Source organism: Microbacterium murale (genome assembly GCF_014635185.1).
Taxonomy (GTDB): domain Bacteria; phylum Actinomycetota; class Actinomycetes; order Actinomycetales; family Microbacteriaceae; genus Microbacterium; species Microbacterium murale.
Genome location: NZ_BMCM01000002.1, coordinates 100,669 through 121,071 on the forward strand (window position 1 = coordinate 100,669; position 20,403 = coordinate 121,071).

Consider the following 20,403-nt stretch of genomic DNA (forward strand, 5'->3'; position numbering starts at 1 on the left):
GTCAGAACCGGATCGCGTCGATCACCTTCACGCGCAGCGCCACGAGCGCGGGGATGAAGCCCGCCACGGCGCCGACGACGACGGATGCCACGAGCCCCGTGATCGCAGCGCGCATCGGGAAGGGCGGCACATCCTGCATGCCCTGGAACATGGCCGGGATGACCCAGTCCGAGCGAAGGATCGCGACGACGACCGCGATGCCGATGATCCCCGCGACGGTGGTCGCGACCAGGCTCTCCAGCAGCACCGAGACGAACACGCGCCCGGCAGTGGCCCCGAAGGCGCGTCGCACGCCGATCTCGCGCACGCGCTGACGCATGGCGACGAGTTGGATGTTGATCAGGCTCAAGGCGCCGAGTGCCAGGATGAGAATGGCGATGCCGCCGGTGATGAGCTCGAACGTCCGCATGGATTCCGCCATGCCCGGTGTCGCACCCCAATCGGTGCGACTGACGGAGACGACCTGCCCGTCCGGCAGCCCTGCCCGCAGATCCATTGCCAGCACGGGACCGATCTCGGCGGACTCATCGGCGCCGACCCAGATCTCGTACTGGGGCCATGCGCCTTCGGGCAGGCTGTCGACGCGGTCGCGATACGAGTCATAGAGCACGTCGATCCGCAGCTCCTCGTCGCCGAACCCCTGACGAGGTACGACGCCGATCACCTGAAAGGTGCCACCGGCGTCGCCGGTGATCGTGATTGTCGGATGCTGATCCATCGGCACACGACCGGTCCGCTCCCACAGCGCTTCCGTGACGATCACGGGAGGCGCCAGGGCCGCGGTGTCATCTGCTCTGAACCAGCGTCCTTCCAGGAGCTGCTCCCGATGGATCTGCGAGTAGGCCGGATCAAGCAGGCGCCCGTTCACTTCGACGATTCCGTCCGGCAGCTGCGCACCGAACATCACACCCTGCGCGACCCTGGCGGTATGGCTGAAGCCGAACCGCTCAGAGACCCGCTCGAACCGGTCGCCGAACGCGTCGAAATCGACGGGGTCGCCGTTCTCGGTGCTGACGCTCACGACGATCGTCGCCGCCCTGCCGCCCCAGCGGTCGGACTGCTCGGTCTGATACTGCTGCTGATACTCCGAGAAGGCGATCACAGCGGTGAGCGCGGCGACCGAGACCGCGATGCCGATCAGACTCAGCAGCACGCGCAGCTTGTGCACTCTGATCTCGGCCCATGCGTCGGCCAGCGCGCCGAGGAACCCGCTCATGCGTCGGTTCCCAGGGCGAGCGTGGACGCCTCGAACGCACGGCTGAGGTCGGTGGGCGCCAGATGGCCCGCATCCAGCCGGTAGTGCCTGCGAGCGCGCGCCGCCACATGAAGATCGTGTGTGATCGTCACCAGCGCAGCGTCGGTCTCCGTCGCCACTTCGTCCAGCAGCGCCATGATGGATGCCCCGGTGTCGATGTCGAGCGCGCCGGTGGGCTCGTCGGCGAGGATGAGCACCGGCTGTCGCACCAGAGCCCTGGCGATCGCGACCCGCTGCTGCTCGCCTCCGGAGAGCCGGTCGGCGATCTGATCGATGCGGTGGCCGAGCCCGACGCGCTCAAGCATGTCTGTCGCGATCGCACGCCGCTTCCAGAACAGCCGCCCTTTGGCGTGCCCGAGCGGCATCATCACATTGTCGAGCGCCGTGCGTCCGGCCAAGAGGTTGAACTGCTGGAAGACGAACCCCACATTGTCACCGCGCACCCTGTCGAGCCTTCCGCTGCGCATCTTGTGCACCGGTCGGCCCTCGAACGCGACGGTGCCCGTCGTCGGCGCGTCCAGCATCCCGAGGATGTTCAGCAACGTGGACTTTCCCGACCCCGACCGCCCGACGATCGAGACGTGATCTCCTGCACTGACCTCCAGGGTGACGCCGCGGAGGATCTCGAGTCGCGAGTCGTCCGCGAGGAGCACGCTCTTGGTGACCTCGTCCAGGGCGACCAGGGTCACCAGCTGGTTCCGCTCTCGCACTGCTCGACGCCGGGCGAGACCTCGTAGCAGAACTCCTCGACCGGAGCCAGGAACCCGGGCACGAACTGGCGGATCGTCTCGCCCTCTTCCAGCCCTTCGACCACTTCCACCATTGCGCCGTCATTCACTCCAAGAGTGACGGCGCGTTCCTCCGCTTCGCTGCCGTCTCCGGCATCCACCCACACGCTGCCGGTGCCCGAGCCGCCCTGCACAGCCGTGACGGGGATGACGAGGGCATCGTCGACCTGGCCGAGAGCGAGGTCCATCTGTGCCGGAAGTCCGGCGAAGACGACCTGATCGGTGGGAATCGAACAGCGCACGCTTGCCGTGCCCTCCGTGCTGACCTGCACCCGCACACCGGTGCACCCGAACGGAGCCGGGCCTCCCGTGATCGTCACGGTCGCATCCGTCGGTGCGCCCACGAGCCGGTAGAGCTGCACGGGCTCGACCGTCGCGAGCAGGTGGTAACGGGCCGGGGTGAGGGTCGCCACCTCCGCGCCGACCGTGACGGTCTGCCCCTTGACGAGCGCGATCTCCGAGAGATCCCCCGCCTCCGGCGCCAAGATCTCGACGGTCTTCTGGGGATAGTCCTGCTTGACTGTGAACAGCAGCTGACCAGACGCGACTGCCGCGCCGTCTGCGACGTGCACGTCCGTCACTGTGCCGTTGATCTCCCCCCTCAGAGCGAAGGAATCGTCGCGAGCGATATTGCCGCTCAGGCTGAGCGCGTTGACCACGGATCCCCGCTCTACGGCGAGAACGGGGTCGGTGACGCCTGCTTCAGGGGTGACCTGTGCGTCGGCGGCGTCGGGGAAGAACGCCAGCTTGACGAGCGCGGCCGCGCAGAGTCCGAAGATGATCACGAGAAGCAGTGGGAAGACCCAACGACGCCAGACGATCACGAAGGCCTTTCCGGCTGCGCCACCGTGACGCGTCCGCGATCAGCATAGCCAGAGAGAACTCAGGCGCGCATCGCCTCGTGACGCACGACGATCCAGCCGGTCGGCACGGACACCCGCTCTGCATGCTGCGCACACAGATCATGCGCGTTGGGATGGTTCGTGCCCCCCAGCGGACCGAGTGCGGCCATCTGGTCGCCGTAGTCGTAGGTGAGCGTCGCCACGGCCTCACGGGCGCAGGTGACCTTCGAGCAGAGTCGTCCGTCCATCTGTGCCAGCGTAGAACGCTCCGCGGTCTCCGACCGGATGCCGCGCGGGACGCCATAGACTTTCGTCATGCCCCGTCGTCGGTCCGATCGCACCAGTGCAGCGCCCCGTCGTGGGGCACGGCACGGCCGTCATGGACGTCTCGGACGCAGTGAGGTCGTGCGTCCGCCGCTGCCTCCGCTGGAGGGGCGCGTGGAGCGGTTCGATGTCACGATCGGCACCGCAGTGGAGTTCCTGCGGGGCACGTGGCCGGAGCTGCAGGAAGTGCGCTTCGAGATCGGCGCGCTGCCGCCTAGCCCCGACACGACAGGGATCCCGCGCTGGCACATCGATCGTGAGGGCCGCCGGATCGTACTGTTCCGCATCCCGATAGAGCGGCTGCTTCCCCCTGGACATGACGACGCGATGCACCGCCGCATCGCGATCGAGAGCGCGGTCTTCCGTGCTGCTGCAGAGTACGTCGGCAAGGATCCGTGGGAGTTCGGCCCCGATCAGGGATAGACGGTCACGGCGTCGGCGGCAGCCGCGCCCGACCAGATCGGCCAGCCCGCGATCGCGTTCGTGCCCGCCATGTTGATCGCGGCGTGCACCGGAGCATCCATCGTCAGCGAGTACGTGCTGCCCTCGGAGACATCGACGGCAGCGGTGCCGCCTGCAGGAATCGCGATCTCCTGTGCCGCACCGCCCGCGGTGGGTGTGAGAGTGGCCGAGGCCGCTGCGTCACCGGAATTGATCAGATGGATGCGCGGACGCGGGCCGTTCGGCACGGCGATGAGCACCTCGCTCGAAAGCTCAGGCGCCGGCGTCATCCATGCGAAGTCGGCACCCGCGCCGATGCCGGTGACCTGGCGGACGGCTCCGACCAACGGCGCATCGGCTGTGACCTCGACGGTGTACACGCCGGTGTCCAGCCCATCAAGGTTCACCTCCGCCGGGATCCCCGCATCCAGCGGGACCGAGAGCTGCCGCACCACCTCATCGTCCGATCGGACAGTGATGTCCGCCTGTCCGCCTTGGTCGGTCGCCATCAGCCGGAGCAGGGCGACAGGGTAATCAGGGTTCTTGACGAGCACCTGAACACCCGCGAACGTGAGGTCCGTGCGCGGAGCACCGGCAGTGTCCTGCAGGTCGATTCCAGACGGGTCGAGCGTGCGGATGAGCGAGGACTGCAGTACCGCGCGCAGCGGTGCACCGGCGGCGGTGACGCGCACGACGGGCTGCTGAAGTCCCGCCGCGACAGATGCCAGGGGCACAGCGAGTTGAGTGCCGGCCGGCACGAGCGTCGTGGTCGACGACTGCTCACCTCCGAACACCGTGATCGTCGCCGTGGCGGTGACGTCGCCGGGATTGGACAGGATGATGAGGTCGCTCGTTCCGGTCTCGACGGTGCCGCCGACGAGCCATGACTCGGTGCTCGGCTCGCGGCATGCGCTGCCTGCCAGACCGGAGAGGTCTTCGGCTGCCAGCGAGATCGACTCCGCGGCGGCGATCAATGCGGCGGAACCCTGATCGGGGCTGCCGACGATCTTGCTCGGGCCGGACGCTGGACCGCTGAAATCGGCGGTGAGCAGATCCGAGGCGGAGAGCTCGGAGCTCTCACTTGCGCCGACGCTGTCGCGTGTCAGGGCGAAGTCACCTGCGGACGACATCTGACCGGCATTCTGCGTATTGCGGCCGATCGCCCGGAAGTCGCCGGTGCACACGAGCGTCGAGTCGCCCGCGGTCGGCGTCACCGAGACCTGAGCGGGCTCGTTCATCACGCCTGGCCACGGCAGAGCGACGGCAGCCGTCACTCCCACCACGCAGCCACCAGCGACTATCGCTCCGACGAGGAGCCTGGCGCCGGTCGCGACGACACGGATCGCACGGTTCTGAGTCATCGCTCCTTCTCCCGGTCGGTGCTGTCTTCAGGATCGCTGCTCTGCCCCGGTTCGGGTTCCTCGAGCGCGTCCTCGTCGGCCGCGGTCCCGTCGTCGTCTCGGACGGCTTCGTCGTCTCGGACGGCTTCGTCGTCTCGGACGGCTTCGTCGTCTCGGACGGCTTCGTCGCCGGCATCCGCCGTCTCGTCGTTCCGCTGCGGATCGCCGACCTCGTCATCCTCGTCGCGCCGCCGGCTCTCGTCCGGATGCTCATCGTGCAGCTGATCGTCGAGGCGTCTGGGGAGCACGATCGGCTCTTCGGGCGAGCGCCCGACGATGCGCGACTGGGCGCGCGCGGCCCGCCTGGAGGATCGGGTGGGGATGGCGAGCAGGAGCGCCGCGAACAGGACGATCAACTGCAGTGTGGTGACCGCGGTGGCCGTGCCTTCCTGCACATTGCTGAGGCCCACCCGCTCTGAGGGCGTGGCCTCGAGGCGCCAGAGCACGCCCTTGTCCGTCGCCCCGACCTTCACGAAGCCGGCGCGCTGGTCCAGCGCGGTGATCGCTGCCACTCGGAAGGCGCGCGCGGCATCCGACTCTTCGGTGTCGACCTGATCGAGAAGGACGAAATGGATGCCGTGAGCGGCGAGTTCGGCCGCCGCGTCGAAGGTGCGCGTGGAGAGCAGATCCACCGACAGCGCGCTGATGTCGGTTCCCTGCGGCGTGGTGGCGGTGCTGAGCATCGTCGTCTGCGCGCCCAGCGTCTCGCTCGCACCCCACACGACCTCGGCCGCCAGTCCGCCATCGTTCTGCGGAATGAGCATGAGGGTCGCGATCTCGCGGTCGCCCTTCGCCTCGGCCGCGACGAATGCAGGAAGAGTGCTCTCCGGCCCATCGGTGAGCACGGTGCGATCGGTGTGCAGAGCGGTGAGCGCCGGCACTGCGCAGAGCGCGAGCGCGAGGCCGGCGACGGTGACGGCGGCCACGCGAAGATTCGGCAGCGTCACCGCGGTGTCGAGTGTGACCAGGGCCGCGCCGACGACCCCGACCCAGGCGAGGCTCAAGCCGGTGCCGGGCCAGATCTCGACCGGCACGCCATGCGCGAAGCTGACGACCACGCCGACGGCGACGAATGCCGTCGCGAGGCCCGTCATCGCGACACCGAGAAGGGTGATGCCCGCGCCCCACCGAGGCGCGATCGCCGCGGCCAGAGCGAGCAGCGCGATCGGCACGATGAGCAGCGGAGCCCAGACGGCGACGGCCGGGTCGATCACTTCGGTCCAGCCAGCGAGGTCAGACGTCGGGAATCCGGTCGCCAGCAGCAACCGTCCTGCACTGTCGGCTGCGACCTGCGGACCGGCCCACGCCAGCCCTGGATCGGCGAAGATTGCCCACAGGTTGCCTCCACGCACCTGCCAGATCACCAACGGCGCGAACAGCACTGCGGTGGGGGCGAGCATCCAGAGCAGACGGACTGCACCATGGAACCAGCCGCGGGTCAGCACGATCACGAGGGCAGTGGCCCAGAGCAGGCCGAGGGCCGGAGCGAGTGCCGGCGCGCATGCGAGTACGGCGGCGAGAATGATGGATGCCGCGCCGGCGGCACCCCATGAACGATGCGCGACGACTGCGGCGTGGAAGAGCCACGGCAGCAGCAGATGCAGCAGGACGGCAGCCGGTCGCCCCTCGACCAGCGCGGTGAGGAAAGTCGGCGCGAGAGCCCATGCGACGCCACCGAAGATGCGCAGTCCGCCGCGGTCGGTGATCCGTGTCGCCGCGAACCAGCCTCCGAGCACAGCAAGAGGAAGGGCGAGCAGCCAGAGCAGCACGATCGAGAACGATGGAGCACCGGCCCACAGAGTACCGAGCACGGCGAGGACCCCGGAGAACGGATCTGCAGGGCCGACGACGCCGACTCCGATGCCGCGTTGTCCCCATGCCGCGTCCTCCCAGAGCGCGGCGACGGTGTTGCGCAGGGGCAGCAGGGCGCCCCCGCCGATCGCCGGCCACGCCAGCAGCGTGAAGAATGACGCGACGCCGACGACGAGCGCGCCGAGCACCGCCCAGGCACCACCGCCCGAGAAGAAATTCAGCTCACTGAGTGCGCCGCCCTCGCTGCCGTGACCGTCGTCGAGGCGTCGATGAAGCTGCGCGCGCGTCATGCGCAGCGGGGCGATGCTCGACCAGTTGGCGGTGCGGGAGGTGCGGATGCTCCGCCGCGAATGCGCGACGGCGCCGACACGGACCATCGCCATGATGGCTGCGCCCCACTCGGGGAGAACGGATGCCGGACGTTTGCCGATCAGGTGCACAATGGTGCGCCACAGCGCCAGCGGCAGCAGCGACAGCCAGTGCAGCGGCACGGTTGCCGCCGGCGCGTAGGAGAGGCGGCGGTGCAGCTGTGCGAGCCGCGTGACGTACGCGCGTTGTGCGGCGTTGCGCGGGAGGCCGGCGGGCCCGTCCGGGTGCACGGACACGCGCGCGCTCGGTGCCAGCACGACACGAGCTCCGGAGAGTCGTGCACGCACGCCGAGGTCGAGTCCTTCGTCCGCACCAGCGAGGGCGGGGTCGGGTCGCAGCCGATCACGCACCTCGCTGCGGATCAGGATGCCGCGGATGTCTGCGCCGAGCGCATCGTCGCCCCGGTCGTGCTGACCCTGATCGAGTTCGCCAGCGGCGAGCTCGACGGTGCGGCCGAGCGTGGTCATGGTGACACCGAGCGATACGAGCTCGCGTTCGTTGTCGACGTTCACGAGCTTGGGCGCCGCGAACGCCGCGGACGGCGAGCGCTCCAGTGCACCAGCGAGTTGCGCGAGCGCCTGCGGATGCGGTGCGGTGTCGTGGGCGAGCAGCCACACGGCAGCGCCTTCGGCCACGCGCGGGCGAGCGAGTTCGACGGCCTCGGCGTACGAGGTTCCGCCGCGTGCTTGGATGATGCCTTCCACAACGACCGCCACGGCGTCGCTGGCGCGCACATCCGAGCCGTCACCGCACACGACCAGTGTGACTGCATCGGCGCGTCGGGTCTGGAGAGTCAGCGCGTCGAGTGTTCGCAGCAGCTGTGCACGCGCGGATGAACCGGGGCGCGCGACGATGATGGCATGAACTGGGGTAGGCATGGCCTGGTCAGCCTATGCTCTGACTTCGACGGCCACGGTCACCGCGCCCGGCGTGCCTGCCAAGCGGTGCGCGATCAGCCGGCGCTGCGCTTGAGCTTGCGGCGCTCGCGCTCGCTGAGCCCGCCCCAGATGCCGAAGCGCTCGTCGTTGTTCAGCGCATACTCGAGGCATTCGCCCCGCACGTCGCACGACGAGCAGATCCGCTTCGCGTCACGTGTCGAGCCGCCCTTCTCGGGGAAGAACGCCTCAGGGTCGGTCTGGGAGCACAGTGCATCTGTCTGCCATGACAGGGTGCTCTCCTCGTCGGGCTCTGCGCGCCTGACCCCGGGAACCCCGAGATTGACCGGATCAACAAACCAGTTCTCGGGAACGTCGGAACGGTAACCCGTCATGTCGCTCTCCTTGCCCTTCAGAATGCCCCCCACCGGGCCTTGCTGAACTAATTACACCCGTGTCATTCGCTGCGGTCAAGTCGCAGATAGTAAAGCCTCAATCGACGATTGAAGGTTCACGGCGTGTCTACGGCGTGTCGTGTCAGTCGGAACTCAGCACGGCGAGCCCCCGGGCGTGTCGGATCGGGAGAACGTCGTGTGCCATCAGGAGAACTGCACGTGGGTCTGCGGGTGATCTATGAAGACCAGACCGTGCGGACTCGTCCACTCGATCCTTCCGCCGGAAAGCTGGCGCGCCGCCCATCGATACTTCACATCGACGTCGGGATGTTTGAGCGAATGGTGCCGCCGACACAGGTGGCTGAGGTTCTCGCACGATGTCGCGCCGCCCCTGCTGTGCTCGTGCGTGTGATCGAGATCGCATCGCCTGACCGAACCGGCGCAGCCGGGGAAGCGGCAGCGGCCGTCTCGTGCTCTCAGGTATCGCCGCATCTCGGCGGTCGGTCGATAACGGTCCGTCGCCATCACGATTCCGGAGTATCCGTCGAGATACAGGCGATCCCAGCCCGGCGCGACGCCAGCAATCTCTCGGATGAGGTCGGCATCAACCGGGCCGATGCCGGACAGATCGGCCGGAGCATCGGAAGCGCCCGCCAGGGCCGCAGCAGGAATCGTCACTTGAACGTGGCCCCGTACTGCCTCAGCGCCTGCCGCAGTCACCGTCTCTGCAGATGCGGCGAGCAGCAGATCGATCATGACGTCGGCTCGCGCCTGATCCATGGTGCGAGGGTCGTCGTGAGGAGCGCCCACGCCGTCTTCGCCGTCGTACACCCAGTCTCCCGGTATCAGTGACTCGTCTTCCCACGTGATCGGCTCCTTCTCGGCTTCGCCGAGCGAGGGGTGGGTCTCGGACGAGTTCGGGTCGCGCGCCAGCCTCGCGAGGCCGCTCGCACGGTCGACCGCGGCATGCGCCAGTACCGAGGAAGTCAGGATGTGCAGTTCGGCCTGTCCGTCGTCGAAGTCATCCACCCAGACACGACGGGCCTCATGCCCCTTCTTCCTCCGTTCGGCTGCGCTGGCGCCTCCGTGCTTGGCCGCCAGCATCCGCGCCACCGCCCTGACGCGGTTCGGGCTCTCTCCCGAGGCGTAATCGACGGCAGCGAGCTCGTAGGCGAAGCGATCGGCCTGATCGGAGATCTGGGCCCCTGCGTCGGTGATGATGCGCGCATGCGTGGGACTGATCTGCGCGCTCTCGAGCGCCTGGAACGTCACGGGGAAGTTCGCCACGAGGCTGTAGGCGTGCCACATGGCCGACTCCATGGTGCGAGACGAGATTCTTCCCGCGGCACTGAACTCGGCGACGAGCGAGCGCACGGGAATGTCGCGCATGTCTTCGGTGCCGGTGCGCTTCTCGCGCTCGTCAAGTGCTTCGGTGAATGCCTCGTGAAGCAGAGAGGCCTCCCGTGCGTGCAGTCGCGCCTTCTCTGCCTGAATCTCGAGCCACGCAGACATGCTCGCCGACGCCGTGTCCGGCGGAGCGGGAGCTGTCATCGTTGGCATGCAACCAGATTAGTACATCCATTCGATTTCAGTCAAGCCCGACTCGAGTTTTGTTTCGAACCATTCAAGTGGCTGACGAACACGCGATCAGCTGCCGGGCTGCGCGATGAAGGCCTCGCCGGCGCCGCTCAGCAGCAACGATGTCTCGTCGATCGCGAAGGCCGCCGTTCCGACCGCGACAGCGAGCGCGACACCGTCGGCACCCGTGACAGTGACTTCTCCCCCGGTCGAGAGCACCATCGCGGGGCCGGAAACCTCCAGCGACAGCGGCGTGCCCTCCAGCACGATGCGCCGCAATGCGAAATCAGGCACCTCGATCGGGTAATCGGTCACCGCGTCGGGCGCGGGCGCGAGCACCGGCACCTCCGCAGGGGTGGTGTCGAGCACCGACAGAAGTTCGGGCACATCGATATGCTTCGGCGTCAGCCCGCCGCGCAGCACGTTGTCGCTCGCCGCCATGATCTCGACGCCGAGGCCGGAAATGTAGGCGTGCAGGAGCCCCGCACGCAGGAAGATCGCCTCACCACGACCGAGGACGAGGTAGTTCATCAGCAGCGCGACGACCACACCCGGGTCGCCGGGATACCGCTCGGCGATCGCTCGCACCGCGCTGAGCTCTGCGTCGAACTCGTCGGATGACGCCCCGGCTAGCGCAGCGATGATCTCATCCACCTCGCGCTGTGAGTCGCCGGAAAGCAGCCAGCCGACAGCATCCCTCAACGCATCCTCATCGCTGTCGCCCTCGAGACGCTCGCGCAGCGCGCGCACGCCGGACGACTCGCCCAGCGCATCCAGAAGTCGCAGCGTGTCGGCGACGGGACGCAGTCCTCCGAGCGCCTCGAAGCGGTCGCTGAGGGCGACGATGAGCTCGGGCTTGTGGTTGGCATCGCGGTAGTTGCGTGCAGGGTCGTCCGCGGCGAGGCCCTGCTCCCTGTCCCACCCGTCTCGCGCCTGAGCGATCGTGGGGTGCACCTGGATCGAGAGCGGATCAGCGGCGGCGAGCAGCTTCAGCAGATAGGGAAGAGTGCCCCCGGTGACGGTGTCGAGCGTCGAGCCGCCTGCGACATCGGCGGGGTCGCCGGCGTGGTCGCCGAACCATACTTCGGCCTCTGGCACATCGGTGAACTCGCGGCCCTCCAGATCGGCGAGGAGGGATGTCGACCCCCAGGCGTAGTCACGGGGTTCGTTCGACAGGCTCAGCAGCATGGCACCAGCGTAGCGATCCGGACGTGGCACAGCAGACGGCGGGCTCGGGCGCGGTAGCCTGAACGCGATGGCGCAGTACACGAAGCATCCAGTGACAGCCCCGCCCACCGCGCCGGAGCGCGAGTCGACGGGGCATCTGCTGTTGCGCGGATACGTCATCCTCGTGTTCATCGTCGCCTTCGCGCATACGGCGCTGTACAACCTCGTCGGCGTGTACGTCGCCGGCGGTGTGATGATCGTGCTCACGCTCGCCGCCCTCGCGATCGGCATTCCGATGATCGCGCGGGCACAACCGCATCCGTTCCCATGGCGGAGACTCCCGTGGTCCGCGCTCGGATACGTGGGGCTCGCGCTGGTTTCCGTGGCGTGGTCGCAGTGGCGACTCCCGACGATCCTCACTTGGATGCTGCTCGCCGCCGTCACCGTGAACGCGCTGCTGGTCGCGCATGCTCTCAGCTGGGAGGAGATCGTGCGTGCGCTCGCGTCGGCGTTCAAATGGATCCTCGGGCTGTCCCTCGCCTTGGAGCTGTGGGTGTCACTGGTCGTGCACGGACCGCTGCTGCCGAACTTCCTGACGCTTCCCGACGGCGACGTCGACCCGCACTGGTACTGGGTGCGCGACAACCTCTTCGACGGCGGGCGCATCCAAGGCATCGTCGGCAACTCCAACGTGCTCGCGATCATCAGCCTGTTCGCGATCGTCACGTTCGGTGTGCGCTTCGCGCTGCGCGCACGCTGGCGCGCTGGGCTTGTGATGTGGATGCTGGTGGCGGCGTACATGATGCTGCGGGCGTCGTCGGCGACGACGTACGTGTGCGCGCTCGCAGCGGCTGTCGTGCTCATGGTGGCCCTGCTGATCCGCCGTGCCCGCACACCGGGTGCGCGCACACGGATCTATGCGATCTGCGGCGGGGCCGTCGTCATCGTCGTCGCAGCCCTGATCGTTTTCCACCGCCCGCTGTTCGAGGCGCTAGGCCGCAGCGCAGACCTGACCGGACGCACCGACGTCATCTGGACGAAGGTGCTGGAACGCGCAGCGACCCACCCCGTGTTCGGCAACGGCTTCTCCAGCCCCTGGATTCCGACCGACCCGTCATTCGACGGCTGGATCACCGACCATGGCATCACCGTGTTCCACGCGCACAACATGTGGCTCGATGTGCTCATGCAGCTCGGCGCGGTCGGCGTCGTGCTGATGGCCGCCGCGTACTTCGGCCTGCTGTGGCGCGCGTGGTTCTTCGCCGCCGATCGGCCACGCTGGAATCTGCGCGCCGACCGGCCGTACTCGCCGCTGACGCTGCTGCCTCTGCTGTTCACGATCATCCTGCTGGTCCAGGGTCTCGCAGAGTCCACTCCGATCATGCTCTGGGGATGGCTGCTGCTGATTCTCTTCTCGTTCAAGATCAAGTCGGTTCCTCTGGTCGGAGTCGGACTCAACGAGCAGTCCCGCGTGACCGAGCACGGCAGCACGGCTCGGCGGGTCCCGTGACCTCAGCCGCGGATCGAGTGAGCCGTCTGCTCGGCTCCGTCGAGATGGCGCGGGCATACACGCTCGCGGCGCTCACCGCGACGTTCGCTTCATTCGCGATCGAGCAGATGACGTCGTCGACGACGTACGCGACGATCATCGTCATCCTGTGCGTGCTCGGCGTGGCGATCCTCTTCGTGCGACGGGAGGAGCTGTCGCTGCTGCGGCTCGCGCCCTCGTCGCTGCTCGCGTTCCTCGCACTGGCGCTCGCGAGCCTGATCTGGACGACGGATCGCTCCGACTCGCTCGTCGGATGGATCTGGACGTTCGGATTCGCGGTGCTGGCGATCACGATCGGACATATCCGCGACACGCTGCAGACCGTGCGCGCGATCGGCGACACGCTGCGGGCGCTGCTGCTCGCCTCGCTCGGTGTGGAGATCCTCTCCGGCATCCTCCTCGACGTGCCCATCTCATTCCTCGCCGTCGAGGGGAATCTCGCGATCGGCGGTCCCATCCAGGGAATCTTCGGCACCCGCAACATGCTGGGCTTCATCGCGGTGATCGCGCTGATCACGTTCTTCATCGAATGGCGCACCCAATCGGTCATCGCGCCCATCGCGGTTCCGTCGATCGCGCTCGCCGGCTTCCTCGCGCTCGTGTCGGCGTCTCCGACGGTGCTGGTGCTGGCTGTCGCCGTCGGCGTTGTGACCGCCGCACTGACGATCGTGCGGCACGCACCCGCGGCGCATCGCAACCTGGTGCAATGGATGCTGGGGGCTCTGGCCGTCGCGTCGCTCGTCGTGGCCTTCGCCTTCCGGCATCCGATCATCGCCTGGATGGGCGCAGGGTCCGACTTTTCGATCCGCGCCGATCTGTGGAACAAGATCCTCGACTTCGTGGCGATCAGGCCGCTTCAGGGCTGGGGCTGGTTCGGCCCGTGGCAGCGCGGTGAGTATCCGTTCACCTACATCAACTACCTGCTCAACAATCAGCACCAGACAGCGTTGAACGCGTTCTTCGACGTATTGCTGCAGCTCGGCATCGCCGGGTTCCTGCTGTTCCTGATCCTGGGCGGTGTCGCGCTGATCAGATCGTGGCTGGTCGCCAGCGTTCGGCACTCTGTCGTGTACGCCTGGACCCCGCTCGTGCTCGTCACGCTCGCGGTCGACTCGATGTTCGAGAGCTTCACGCTTGCCGGTGCAGGCTGGTTCATGCTCGTGCTGTGCGCACTGCGCGCCGGACAGTCGAGGTCATGGCGCGAGAACATCGATGCGGCGAACACCGGGGCGATACCGACGTTGCGGCCGCAGGTGTAGCGGCGGCGCATGTCATAGCGTGCTGGGCGCGCTCTGCGAAGTTCTGCATGACCGGAAGGTAGGCTACTTCGTGCCCGCTGAACCAGCCGAGCGCCCACCCGGGCGGGGCGAAGCAATCCCGGAGATCTCGCCCGTGACCCACGTCCTGCAGAACGTCGTCTTCCCTCTCGACCGCGACCCCGACCTCCTTCCGCTCTACGCCGACCCTGAGACCTGGTCGGTCATCGACGAGGAGCCCGTCCGCGTCTCGAACCGCGCACATCTGGGCAACATCCTCAGCCGCCACAGCGCGCGCATCGTCGCCGGCCGGCGAGTCTCGCTCGGCACGTACTTCAATGCATTCCCGGCGTCGTACTGGCAGCACTGGACGAGCGTGCGTCAGGTGCGGCTGACCGTTCGGACGAACGGCCCCGCAACGATCCTGGTCTACCGGTCGAACGGCTCCGGAGTGCGTCAGCGCGCGGACACGAGAGAAGTCACAGGCGACGCGGAGACCTCCTTCGACCTTGCGCTCACGCAGTACAGCGACGGCGGATGGATCTGGTTCGACATCGTCGCCGATGAGAAGTCCGCCATTCTGAAAGGCGCGGAATGGACGACCGAGCAGGAGCCGGCACGCGTCGGAAAAGCCTCGCTCGGCATCACGACGTACAACAAGCCGGATTACTGCGTCGAGACCCTCCAGTCGCTGGCGGCCTCACCCGATGCGCTCGAGTTCGTCGATCGCATCTTCCTCATCGATCAGGGCACACAGCTCGTCTCAGCGCAGGAGGGCTACGACGAGGTCGCGGCTGAGCTCGGCGACACGCTTCAGGTCATCAGGCAGCCCAATCTCGGTGGCTCCGGCGGTTTCGCCCGCGCGATGCACGAGACGCTGCAGCGGCCGGAGAGCGACTTCGTGCAACTGCTCGATGACGACGTGCGACTCGAGCCCGAGTCCGTGCGGCGCTCGATCGTGTTCGGACAGTTCGCGACCAACCCCGTGCTCGTCGGCGGTCACATGTTCGACCTGCTCGACCGTCCCAAACTCCACGGCTGGGCGGAAGTGCTCGACAAGGTTCCGTTCATGTGGCGCAATCTCTATCAGGAGAAGATGCCGCATGACTTCGGTGCATCGAACCTGCGCCAGTCGAAGTTGCTGCACATGCGCATGGATGCCGACTACAACGGCTGGTGGATGTGCCTCATTCCTCTGGACGCAATCCGCAAGGTCGGGCTCTCATTGCCCGCCTTCATCAAATGGGACGATGCGGAGTTCTGCCTCCGTGCAGGCGAGGCTGGGTTCCCGACCGTCTCGATGCCCGGTGTCGCGCTCTGGCACGTGTCGTGGATCAACAAGGATGACTCGATCGACTGGCAGGCGTACTTCCACGCTCGCAACCGCATCGTCGCGGGGCTGCTGCACTCGGAAGTTCCGCGTGGCGGCCGTCTGTTGAAGCACAGCCGCCGCGTCGACCTCAAGCACTTGATGATGATGCAGTACTACCCCGTAGCGTTGCGCACCAAAGCGTTGCGCGACGTGCTCTCTGGGCCGGCCCACATGCGTGGGAATCTCTCGACGGCGATGCCCGAGGCACGTGCCCTCGCCGCCGAATATCCCGAGACCGTGGTGCATCGGGATCCGTCGACCGTGTTGCATTCGAGACATGGTCGCCAGGTGTACAAGCAGCAGAAGCAGAACGAGTTCGACAGCCCGAAGGGGATTCGGCTCCGATGGTTCACTCTGACCACTCTCGTCGCACACTGGCTACACAATCCCAACCCGGCAAATATCGCGCAGCCCGAGGTCGAATTCGGCAAGGAGGACGCGCACTGGTGGCGGCTTCCTGTGTTCGACAGCGCATTGGTGAGCGCCGCTGACGGCTCCGGAAAGAACATCTACACCCGGGACCGCAAGAAGTATCGCCATATGCTGCGCGACACGATACGTCTGCACGCCGAGTTGAGGCGTCGGTGGCCCGAACTACAGAAGCAGTATCGGCAGGCACTTCCGGAGCTCGTCTCCCCCGATTCCTGGCAGCAGATCTTCGAGGAGAAGGCATGACCGCGGCGCCTGCTGCATTCGACCCCGCGTCGGCGACGATCGTCATCGTCACGTACAACCGCTCGCATCTTCTCACTCGGCTGCTCGAGAGCATCACCGTGATGGATCCGAAGCCTGGGAACGTCGTGATCGTCGACAACGCTTCAGCTGACGACACCACAGAGGTCGTCGATTCGTTCCGTACGCGCGTCGGCACGGAGATCGTGTACCGCAAACTGGAGACGAACACGGGCGGGTCCGGTGGCTTCAGCGAGGGGATGCGCACAGCGTACGAGCTGGGCTCCGAGTGGATCTGGATGATGGACGACGACGTCGAGGTTCTACCCGACGGCCTGGCACGGATGGGCAAATGGACTCCGCGCTTCAAGAGCATCCAGGGACGACGCTACGACTACGACGGCAGCGAGTTCTACTGGCAGTACCGCATCGCCGAGCGGATGGGCATTCCGATCCCCTTCGCGCCGGCCGGATTCGACGCGTCTGGCTTCAAGGAGATGAACAGCGGATGCTTCGAGGGGATGTTCATCCACCGCTCCATCGTGACCCAGATCGGGCTCCCCGACCATCGGTTCTTCATCTACTGGGATGACCAGATGTACGGCTGGCTCGCGTCAAGGCTGACCACCGCCGTCATCGTGGACGAATTCGTGCTGCGCCGCACCCGCGAGATCAAGCAGTGGGACATGGGTGTGCGCCACATGAATGCGTCGAGCAACGCGTACCGGTACTACATCATGCGCAACCGGGCATTCATCAAGAACTACTACCGCGTGCACGGCGTCTACAACCCTGTGCTGTTCGGACTCGGCACCACTGCGACGTTCTTCAAAGAGCTCATCCGGCTGCTCTTCGTCGAACGGACGGTGCGGGGCACGAGCAATCTTTTCCGAGGCATCCGCGATGGTGGGAAGATCGGTCGAGACCGCGCCTGGCAACCCATGCCCGCATTGGAGAAGTGATGAGCGACGAGCAGCAGCCCCGCGCCGAGTGGATCTTCCCTGAACAGAAGAAGAGCAACAAGGGACGCATCTGGCTGATCGTAGGCCTGTCCGTCCTGGCTGTGGCCATCGTCGCGGCTCTGCTGTTCTTTCTGCTGCCGCGAGGCGGTGAGCCCGAGCCGACGCCCACGGATTCCGCGAGCTCCACGCCCACGCCGACTGCCACGCAGACGCCGACGGCCACCCCGACGCCGACCGCCGCTCCCACGCAAGAGCCGGGGGCCACTCCTCCGCCCGTTCCGGATCCCGACATCCCCACGTTCGCCGCGCAGGTTCAGCCGCGCCTTGACGATGCTTCGACAGGGCTCACGATCGCCGCCGATCTGGGCGGCCAGGAGGCCGCTCAGGTCGTCGAATCGCTGCAGCAGGATGCCGGGCGTCTGTCGGATGCTGCGGCTCCGAGTTCGATCTCGTCGGCGTGGTACGAGGGCGTCGGACAATACAACGCGCGGCTCGGAGAGCTCCGAAGCGCGTTCGAGAGCGGTTCCGACACACAGAGTGCTATGAACGCCGCCACCGCAGCTCTGAAGGACCTCCGGGCGCTCGTCGGACTCTGATTCGCTCGACGCGTTCGTCGGCTAAGCCGCCGGCATCGAGTCGGCGTTATACCGATCGAGTACCTCATTGATGCCGGCATCCAGCACCAACGCGCCCTTGTTGAGGTACAGGCCACGAGTGCAGAAGCGACGCAGGTCACGTTCGTTGTGGCTGACGAAGAACAGCGTGCGTCCATCGGCGAGAAGCTCGTCGATGCGCTTGTAGCACTTGTCGCGGAATGCCTTGTCGCCGACGGCGAGAACCTCATCGACGAGCAGGATCGGCTCGTCGAGCTGCGACACCACGGAGAACGCAAGACGAACCTTCATGCCGTTCGAGAGGTGCTTGTACGGCGCATCCTGGAAGTCTTCAAGCTCCGCGAACGCGATGATGTCGTCGTAGCGCCGGGAGACCTCTGCCTTCGACATGCCATGGAGGCCGGCTGTCAGGCGCACGTTCTCGCGCACGGTGAGGTCGCCGACGAAGCCACCGGTGATCTCGATGAGCGGTGCGACGCCGCCGTAGACGGTGACCGTGCCTTCATCGGGCAGGAGCACCTTGGCGACGAGCCGCAGCAGCGTGGACTTTCCCTGTCCGTTACGGCCGACGACGCCGATCGACTCCCCCTGCTGCACGGTGAAGGAGACGTCGCGCAGAGCCCAGAACTCTCCGGGACGGTTGCGCCGAGAAGCCCCCGCGAACAGATCCTTGAAGCTGCGACGACCACGCCGGTTACGGCGAAAACGCACGCCCAGCCCGTCGACTTCGATTGCGGCGGTCATCACAGCTCCTTCAGCACGGGACGCTCAAGGGACCGGAACACCCAGATACCGAGGACGAAGATGCCGATCGTCATGACGACGCTGATCAAGATGGTCATCGTGTGCCACTGGTCGGGGAAGAATCCGACCCGATACAGCGTGAAGATGCCCGCGAGCGGGTTGAATGCGCCGACGACGTCGAAGGGAGCCGGCAGGTCATTGACGCTGTAGATCACGGGAGACGCGTAGAACAGCGCACGGAGGATTAGTGCGGTAGTGCGCTCCAGATCCGCGTAGAGCACGCACAGCGGCGCGACGAGCATGCCCAGGCCGACAAGCAGCATGCACTGTAAGACGATGGCGACGGGGAACCACAGCAGCGACCAACCGACCGTGATCTTGTCGGCGTTGAAGATGATGAAGAGCGCAAGCACCGGGATGGAGAACAGGAACTCGAGCCCCTTGCTCAGGACGATGCGATTCACCCAGATCGAGCGCGGGATCGAGGTCGAACGCACCAGCCTCGCGTCCTTGCGGAACGCGCGGGTGAAATCGGAAACCGAGGTGTTGAACCATACCCACGGCAGTAACGCCAGGATGAGGAACACGATGTACGGCTGTTCGCCGATCTTGTCCCGGTGGAATACCTGGGTGAAGACGAACCAGTAGATCCCGCTCATGATCAGCGGGTCTAGCACAGACCACAGGTAGCCGAGCCAACTGGTGGCGTAGCGGACCTTCAGGTCGCGGGCCGACAGCAGCCACAGCGAATGCATATATCGCCGGGGCGTACCCGGCGCCCCGACAGCAGCGTGACTCACGGTTCCGAGTTTAGGCGAGTGTGTTGTTCCACATGGTCAGCGCCGAGCCGATCGCCATATGCATGTCGAGGTACTGGTAGGTGCCCAGACGTCCTCCGAAATGGACGTCCTTCTCACCCTTCTGCAGCTCTCGGTACGAGAGCAGGCCCTCGCGGTCCGCGGGGGTGTTCACCGGGTAGTACGGCTCATCAGCCTGCTCCGCGAAGCGGGAGAACTCGCGCATGATCACCGTCTTGTCGTCCGGGTATACGTCCTTGCGCTCCGGGTGGAAGTGCTTGAACTCGTGGATGCGGGTGAACGGCACATCCATGTCCGGGTAGTTCATGACGGGCGTGCCCTGGAAGTCGCCGACGTTCAGCACCTCACGCTCGAAGTCGAGCGTGCGCCAGCTGAGCTCGCCCTCGGCATAGTCGAAGTAGCGGTCGACGGGGCCGGTGTAGACGATCGGCACCTGTCCGACGAGCGCCTTGCGGTTCAGCGGCTGCGACTCGTCGAAGAAGTCGACGTCGAGCTTGACGTCGATGTTCGGATGATCGGCCATCCGCTCCAGCCACGCGGTGTACCCGTCGGTGGGCAGGCCCTCCCACGTGTCGTTGAAGTAGCGGTTGTCGTAGTTGTAGCGCACGGGGAGTCGGCTGACGATGTCGCCGGAGAGCTTGTGCGGGTCGGTCTGCCACTGCTTCGCGGTGTAGTCGCGGAAGAAGGCCTCGAACAGCGGGCGCCCGACGAGCGCGATCCCCTTCTCCTCGAAGTTCTGCGCCGACTTGACGTCGTACTCGCCAGCCTGCTCCTTGATGAGCGCACGAGCCTCGTCGGGAGAATACGCAGCCTGGAAGAACTGATTGATCGTGCCCAGGTTCACGGGCATCGGGTACACGACATGCTTGTGGTTCGTGTAGACGCGGTGCACGTAGTTCGTGAACGTCGTGAAGCGGTTGACATACTCCCAGACCGTCGCGTTCGACGTGTGGAAGAGGTGCGCGCCGTAACGGTGCACCTCGATGCCCGTCTCCGGGTCAGCCTCGCTGTAGGCGTTGCCGCCGATGTGCGGGCGGCGTTCGATGACGGTGACCTTGCGGCCGGCATCCGCGGCGCGCTCAGCGATGGTGAGGCCGAAGAAACCCGACCCGACGACGAGAAGATCCATGTGTTCCATCGTATCGGCGGCCAGCTGGGAACCTCGGCCAC

18 protein-coding genes are annotated in these 20,403 nt (G+C 66.4%); 6 read left to right on the forward strand and 12 right to left on the reverse strand.

Features of this window, described 5'->3' with window-relative positions:
- Position 1: 1 nt before the first annotated feature.
- Genes IEV67_RS06965 through IEV67_RS06980 form a run of 4 tightly spaced genes read right to left on the reverse strand, consistent with a single transcriptional unit; the run spans position 2 to position 3,202 of the window.
- On the reverse strand, positions 2–1,216 hold the full coding sequence (locus tag IEV67_RS06965) for an ABC transporter permease (RefSeq protein ID WP_188435876.1): 1,215 nt from the start codon (positions 1,214–1,216) through the stop codon (positions 2–4).
- Positions 1,213–1,944 carry an ABC transporter ATP-binding protein gene (locus IEV67_RS06970; protein ID WP_188435877.1) on the reverse strand — a complete coding sequence of 244 codons (732 nt, stop codon included), beginning with the start codon at positions 1,942–1,944 and terminating at the stop codon, positions 1,213–1,215. Before IEV67_RS06970 ends, IEV67_RS06965 begins: the two co-directional genes overlap by 4 nt.
- Complete coding sequence (locus tag IEV67_RS06975; RefSeq protein WP_188435878.1) at positions 1,941–2,867, reverse strand: biotin/lipoyl-containing protein; 927 nt, start codon at positions 2,865–2,867, stop codon at positions 1,941–1,943. Before IEV67_RS06975 ends, IEV67_RS06970 begins: the two co-directional genes overlap by 4 nt.
- Positions 2,868–2,926: 59 nt before the next feature.
- Complete coding sequence (locus IEV67_RS06980; RefSeq protein WP_373284451.1) at positions 2,927–3,202, reverse strand: DUF3499 family protein; 276 nt, start codon at positions 3,200–3,202, stop codon at positions 2,927–2,929.
- On the opposite strand from IEV67_RS06980, the gene IEV67_RS06985 reads away from it, so the two are divergent.
- Positions 3,201–3,632, forward strand: a complete 432-nt coding sequence (locus IEV67_RS06985) for a hypothetical protein (protein ID WP_229702854.1) — start codon at positions 3,201–3,203, stop codon at positions 3,630–3,632. The two genes, IEV67_RS06980 and IEV67_RS06985, sit on opposite strands and share 2 nt — an antisense overlap.
- Here IEV67_RS06985 and IEV67_RS06990 read toward each other — a convergent pair.
- The 5 genes from IEV67_RS06990 to manA form a co-directional block, all read right to left on the reverse strand.
- Positions 3,623–5,011: a DUF5719 family protein gene (locus IEV67_RS06990; RefSeq protein WP_188435879.1), complete on the reverse strand. Its 1,389-nt coding sequence runs from the start codon at positions 5,009–5,011 to the stop codon at positions 3,623–3,625. The two genes, IEV67_RS06985 and IEV67_RS06990, sit on opposite strands and share 10 nt — an antisense overlap.
- Complete coding sequence (locus IEV67_RS06995) at positions 5,008–8,109, reverse strand: glycosyltransferase (RefSeq protein ID WP_229702857.1); 3,102 nt, start codon at positions 8,107–8,109, stop codon at positions 5,008–5,010. Before IEV67_RS06995 ends, IEV67_RS06990 begins: the two co-directional genes overlap by 4 nt.
- Positions 8,110–8,183: 74 nt before the next feature.
- Complete coding sequence (locus IEV67_RS07000; RefSeq protein ID WP_306440982.1) at positions 8,184–8,501, reverse strand: WhiB family transcriptional regulator; 318 nt, start codon at positions 8,499–8,501, stop codon at positions 8,184–8,186.
- A 204-nt stretch (positions 8,502–8,705) separates the two neighbouring features.
- Positions 8,706–10,061, reverse strand: coding sequence for an HNH endonuclease signature motif containing protein (locus tag IEV67_RS07005; RefSeq protein WP_188435880.1), 1,356 nt, complete (start codon positions 10,059–10,061; stop codon positions 8,706–8,708).
- 87 nt (positions 10,062–10,148) lie between these two features.
- Positions 10,149–11,267 (reverse strand): mannose-6-phosphate isomerase, class I, encoded by a 1,119-nt coding sequence (gene manA, locus IEV67_RS07010; RefSeq protein WP_188435881.1) that lies wholly within the window; start codon positions 11,265–11,267, stop codon positions 10,149–10,151.
- Between the two features lie 67 nt (positions 11,268–11,334).
- Here manA and IEV67_RS07015 point away from each other — a divergent pair, with 67 nt between their 5' ends.
- The 5 genes from IEV67_RS07015 (at position 11,335) to IEV67_RS07035 (ending at position 17,653) form a co-directional block, all read left to right on the forward strand.
- On the forward strand, positions 11,335–12,756 hold the full coding sequence (locus tag IEV67_RS07015; protein WP_188435882.1) for an O-antigen ligase family protein: 1,422 nt from the start codon (positions 11,335–11,337) through the stop codon (positions 12,754–12,756).
- On the forward strand, positions 12,753–14,054 hold the full coding sequence (locus IEV67_RS07020; protein ID WP_229702859.1) for an O-antigen ligase family protein: 1,302 nt from the start codon (positions 12,753–12,755) through the stop codon (positions 14,052–14,054). The genes IEV67_RS07015 and IEV67_RS07020 overlap by 4 nt, the downstream gene beginning before the upstream one ends.
- A 70-nt stretch (positions 14,055–14,124) precedes the next feature.
- A complete protein-coding gene (locus tag IEV67_RS07025; protein ID WP_229702861.1) occupies positions 14,125–16,098 on the forward strand; it encodes a glycosyltransferase in 1,974 nt (657 codons plus the stop codon).
- Positions 16,095–17,057: a glycosyltransferase gene (locus IEV67_RS07030; protein ID WP_188435883.1), complete on the forward strand. Its 963-nt coding sequence runs from the start codon at positions 16,095–16,097 to the stop codon at positions 17,055–17,057. Before IEV67_RS07025 ends, IEV67_RS07030 begins: the two co-directional genes overlap by 4 nt.
- A complete protein-coding gene (locus IEV67_RS07035) occupies positions 17,057–17,653 on the forward strand; it encodes a hypothetical protein (RefSeq protein ID WP_188435884.1) in 597 nt (198 codons plus the stop codon). The genes IEV67_RS07030 and IEV67_RS07035 overlap by 1 nt, the downstream gene beginning before the upstream one ends.
- A gap of 21 nt (positions 17,654–17,674) precedes the next feature.
- On the opposite strand, the gene IEV67_RS07040 is transcribed toward IEV67_RS07035, so the two are convergent.
- From IEV67_RS07040 to glf, 3 genes are read right to left on the reverse strand one after another with little or no spacing between them, the layout of a single operon-like run.
- Positions 17,675–18,415, reverse strand: coding sequence for an ABC transporter ATP-binding protein (locus tag IEV67_RS07040; RefSeq protein WP_188435885.1), 741 nt, complete (start codon positions 18,413–18,415; stop codon positions 17,675–17,677).
- On the reverse strand, positions 18,415–19,215 hold the full coding sequence (locus IEV67_RS07045) for an ABC transporter permease (protein ID WP_188435886.1): 801 nt from the start codon (positions 19,213–19,215) through the stop codon (positions 18,415–18,417). The genes IEV67_RS07040 and IEV67_RS07045 overlap by 1 nt, the downstream gene beginning before the upstream one ends.
- A 10-nt stretch (positions 19,216–19,225) precedes the next feature.
- Positions 19,226–20,362, reverse strand: coding sequence for a UDP-galactopyranose mutase (gene glf / locus IEV67_RS07050; RefSeq protein ID WP_188435887.1), 1,137 nt, complete (start codon positions 20,360–20,362; stop codon positions 19,226–19,228).
- Positions 20,363–20,403 lie beyond the last annotated feature (41 nt).

Excerpts from the sequence above, each read along its gene's own strand:
- IEV67_RS06965 (WP_188435876.1), bottom strand. The coding sequence starts at position 1,216 with ATGAGCGGGTTCCTCGGCGCGCTGGCCGACGCATGGGCCGAGATCAGA.
- IEV67_RS06985 (WP_229702854.1), top strand. The coding sequence starts at position 3,201 with ATGCCCCGTCGTCGGTCCGATCGCACCAGTGCAGCGCCCCGTCGTGGG.
- IEV67_RS06980 (WP_373284451.1), bottom strand. The coding sequence starts at position 3,202 with ATGACGAAAGTCTATGGCGTCCCGCGCGGCATCCGGTCGGAGACCGCG.
- IEV67_RS06990 (WP_188435879.1), bottom strand. The coding sequence starts at position 5,011 with ATGACTCAGAACCGTGCGATCCGTGTCGTCGCGACCGGCGCCAGGCTC.
- IEV67_RS06995 (WP_229702857.1), bottom strand. The coding sequence starts at position 8,109 with ATGCCTACCCCAGTTCATGCCATCATCGTCGCGCGCCCCGGTTCATCC.
- IEV67_RS07000 (WP_306440982.1), bottom strand. The coding sequence starts at position 8,501 with ATGACGGGTTACCGTTCCGACGTTCCCGAGAACTGGTTTGTTGATCCG.
- IEV67_RS07005 (WP_188435880.1), bottom strand. The coding sequence starts at position 10,061 with ATGCCAACGATGACAGCTCCCGCTCCGCCGGACACGGCGTCGGCGAGC.
- manA (WP_188435881.1), bottom strand. The coding sequence starts at position 11,267 with ATGCTGCTGAGCCTGTCGAACGAACCCCGTGACTACGCCTGGGGGTCG.
- IEV67_RS07015 (WP_188435882.1), top strand. The coding sequence starts at position 11,335 with ATGGCGCAGTACACGAAGCATCCAGTGACAGCCCCGCCCACCGCGCCG.
- IEV67_RS07030 (WP_188435883.1), top strand. The coding sequence starts at position 16,095 with ATGACCGCGGCGCCTGCTGCATTCGACCCCGCGTCGGCGACGATCGTC.
- IEV67_RS07035 (WP_188435884.1), top strand. The coding sequence starts at position 17,057 with ATGAGCGACGAGCAGCAGCCCCGCGCCGAGTGGATCTTCCCTGAACAG.
- IEV67_RS07040 (WP_188435885.1), bottom strand. The coding sequence starts at position 18,415 with ATGACCGCCGCAATCGAAGTCGACGGGCTGGGCGTGCGTTTTCGCCGT.
- glf (WP_188435887.1), bottom strand. The coding sequence starts at position 20,362 with ATGGATCTTCTCGTCGTCGGGTCGGGTTTCTTCGGCCTCACCATCGCT.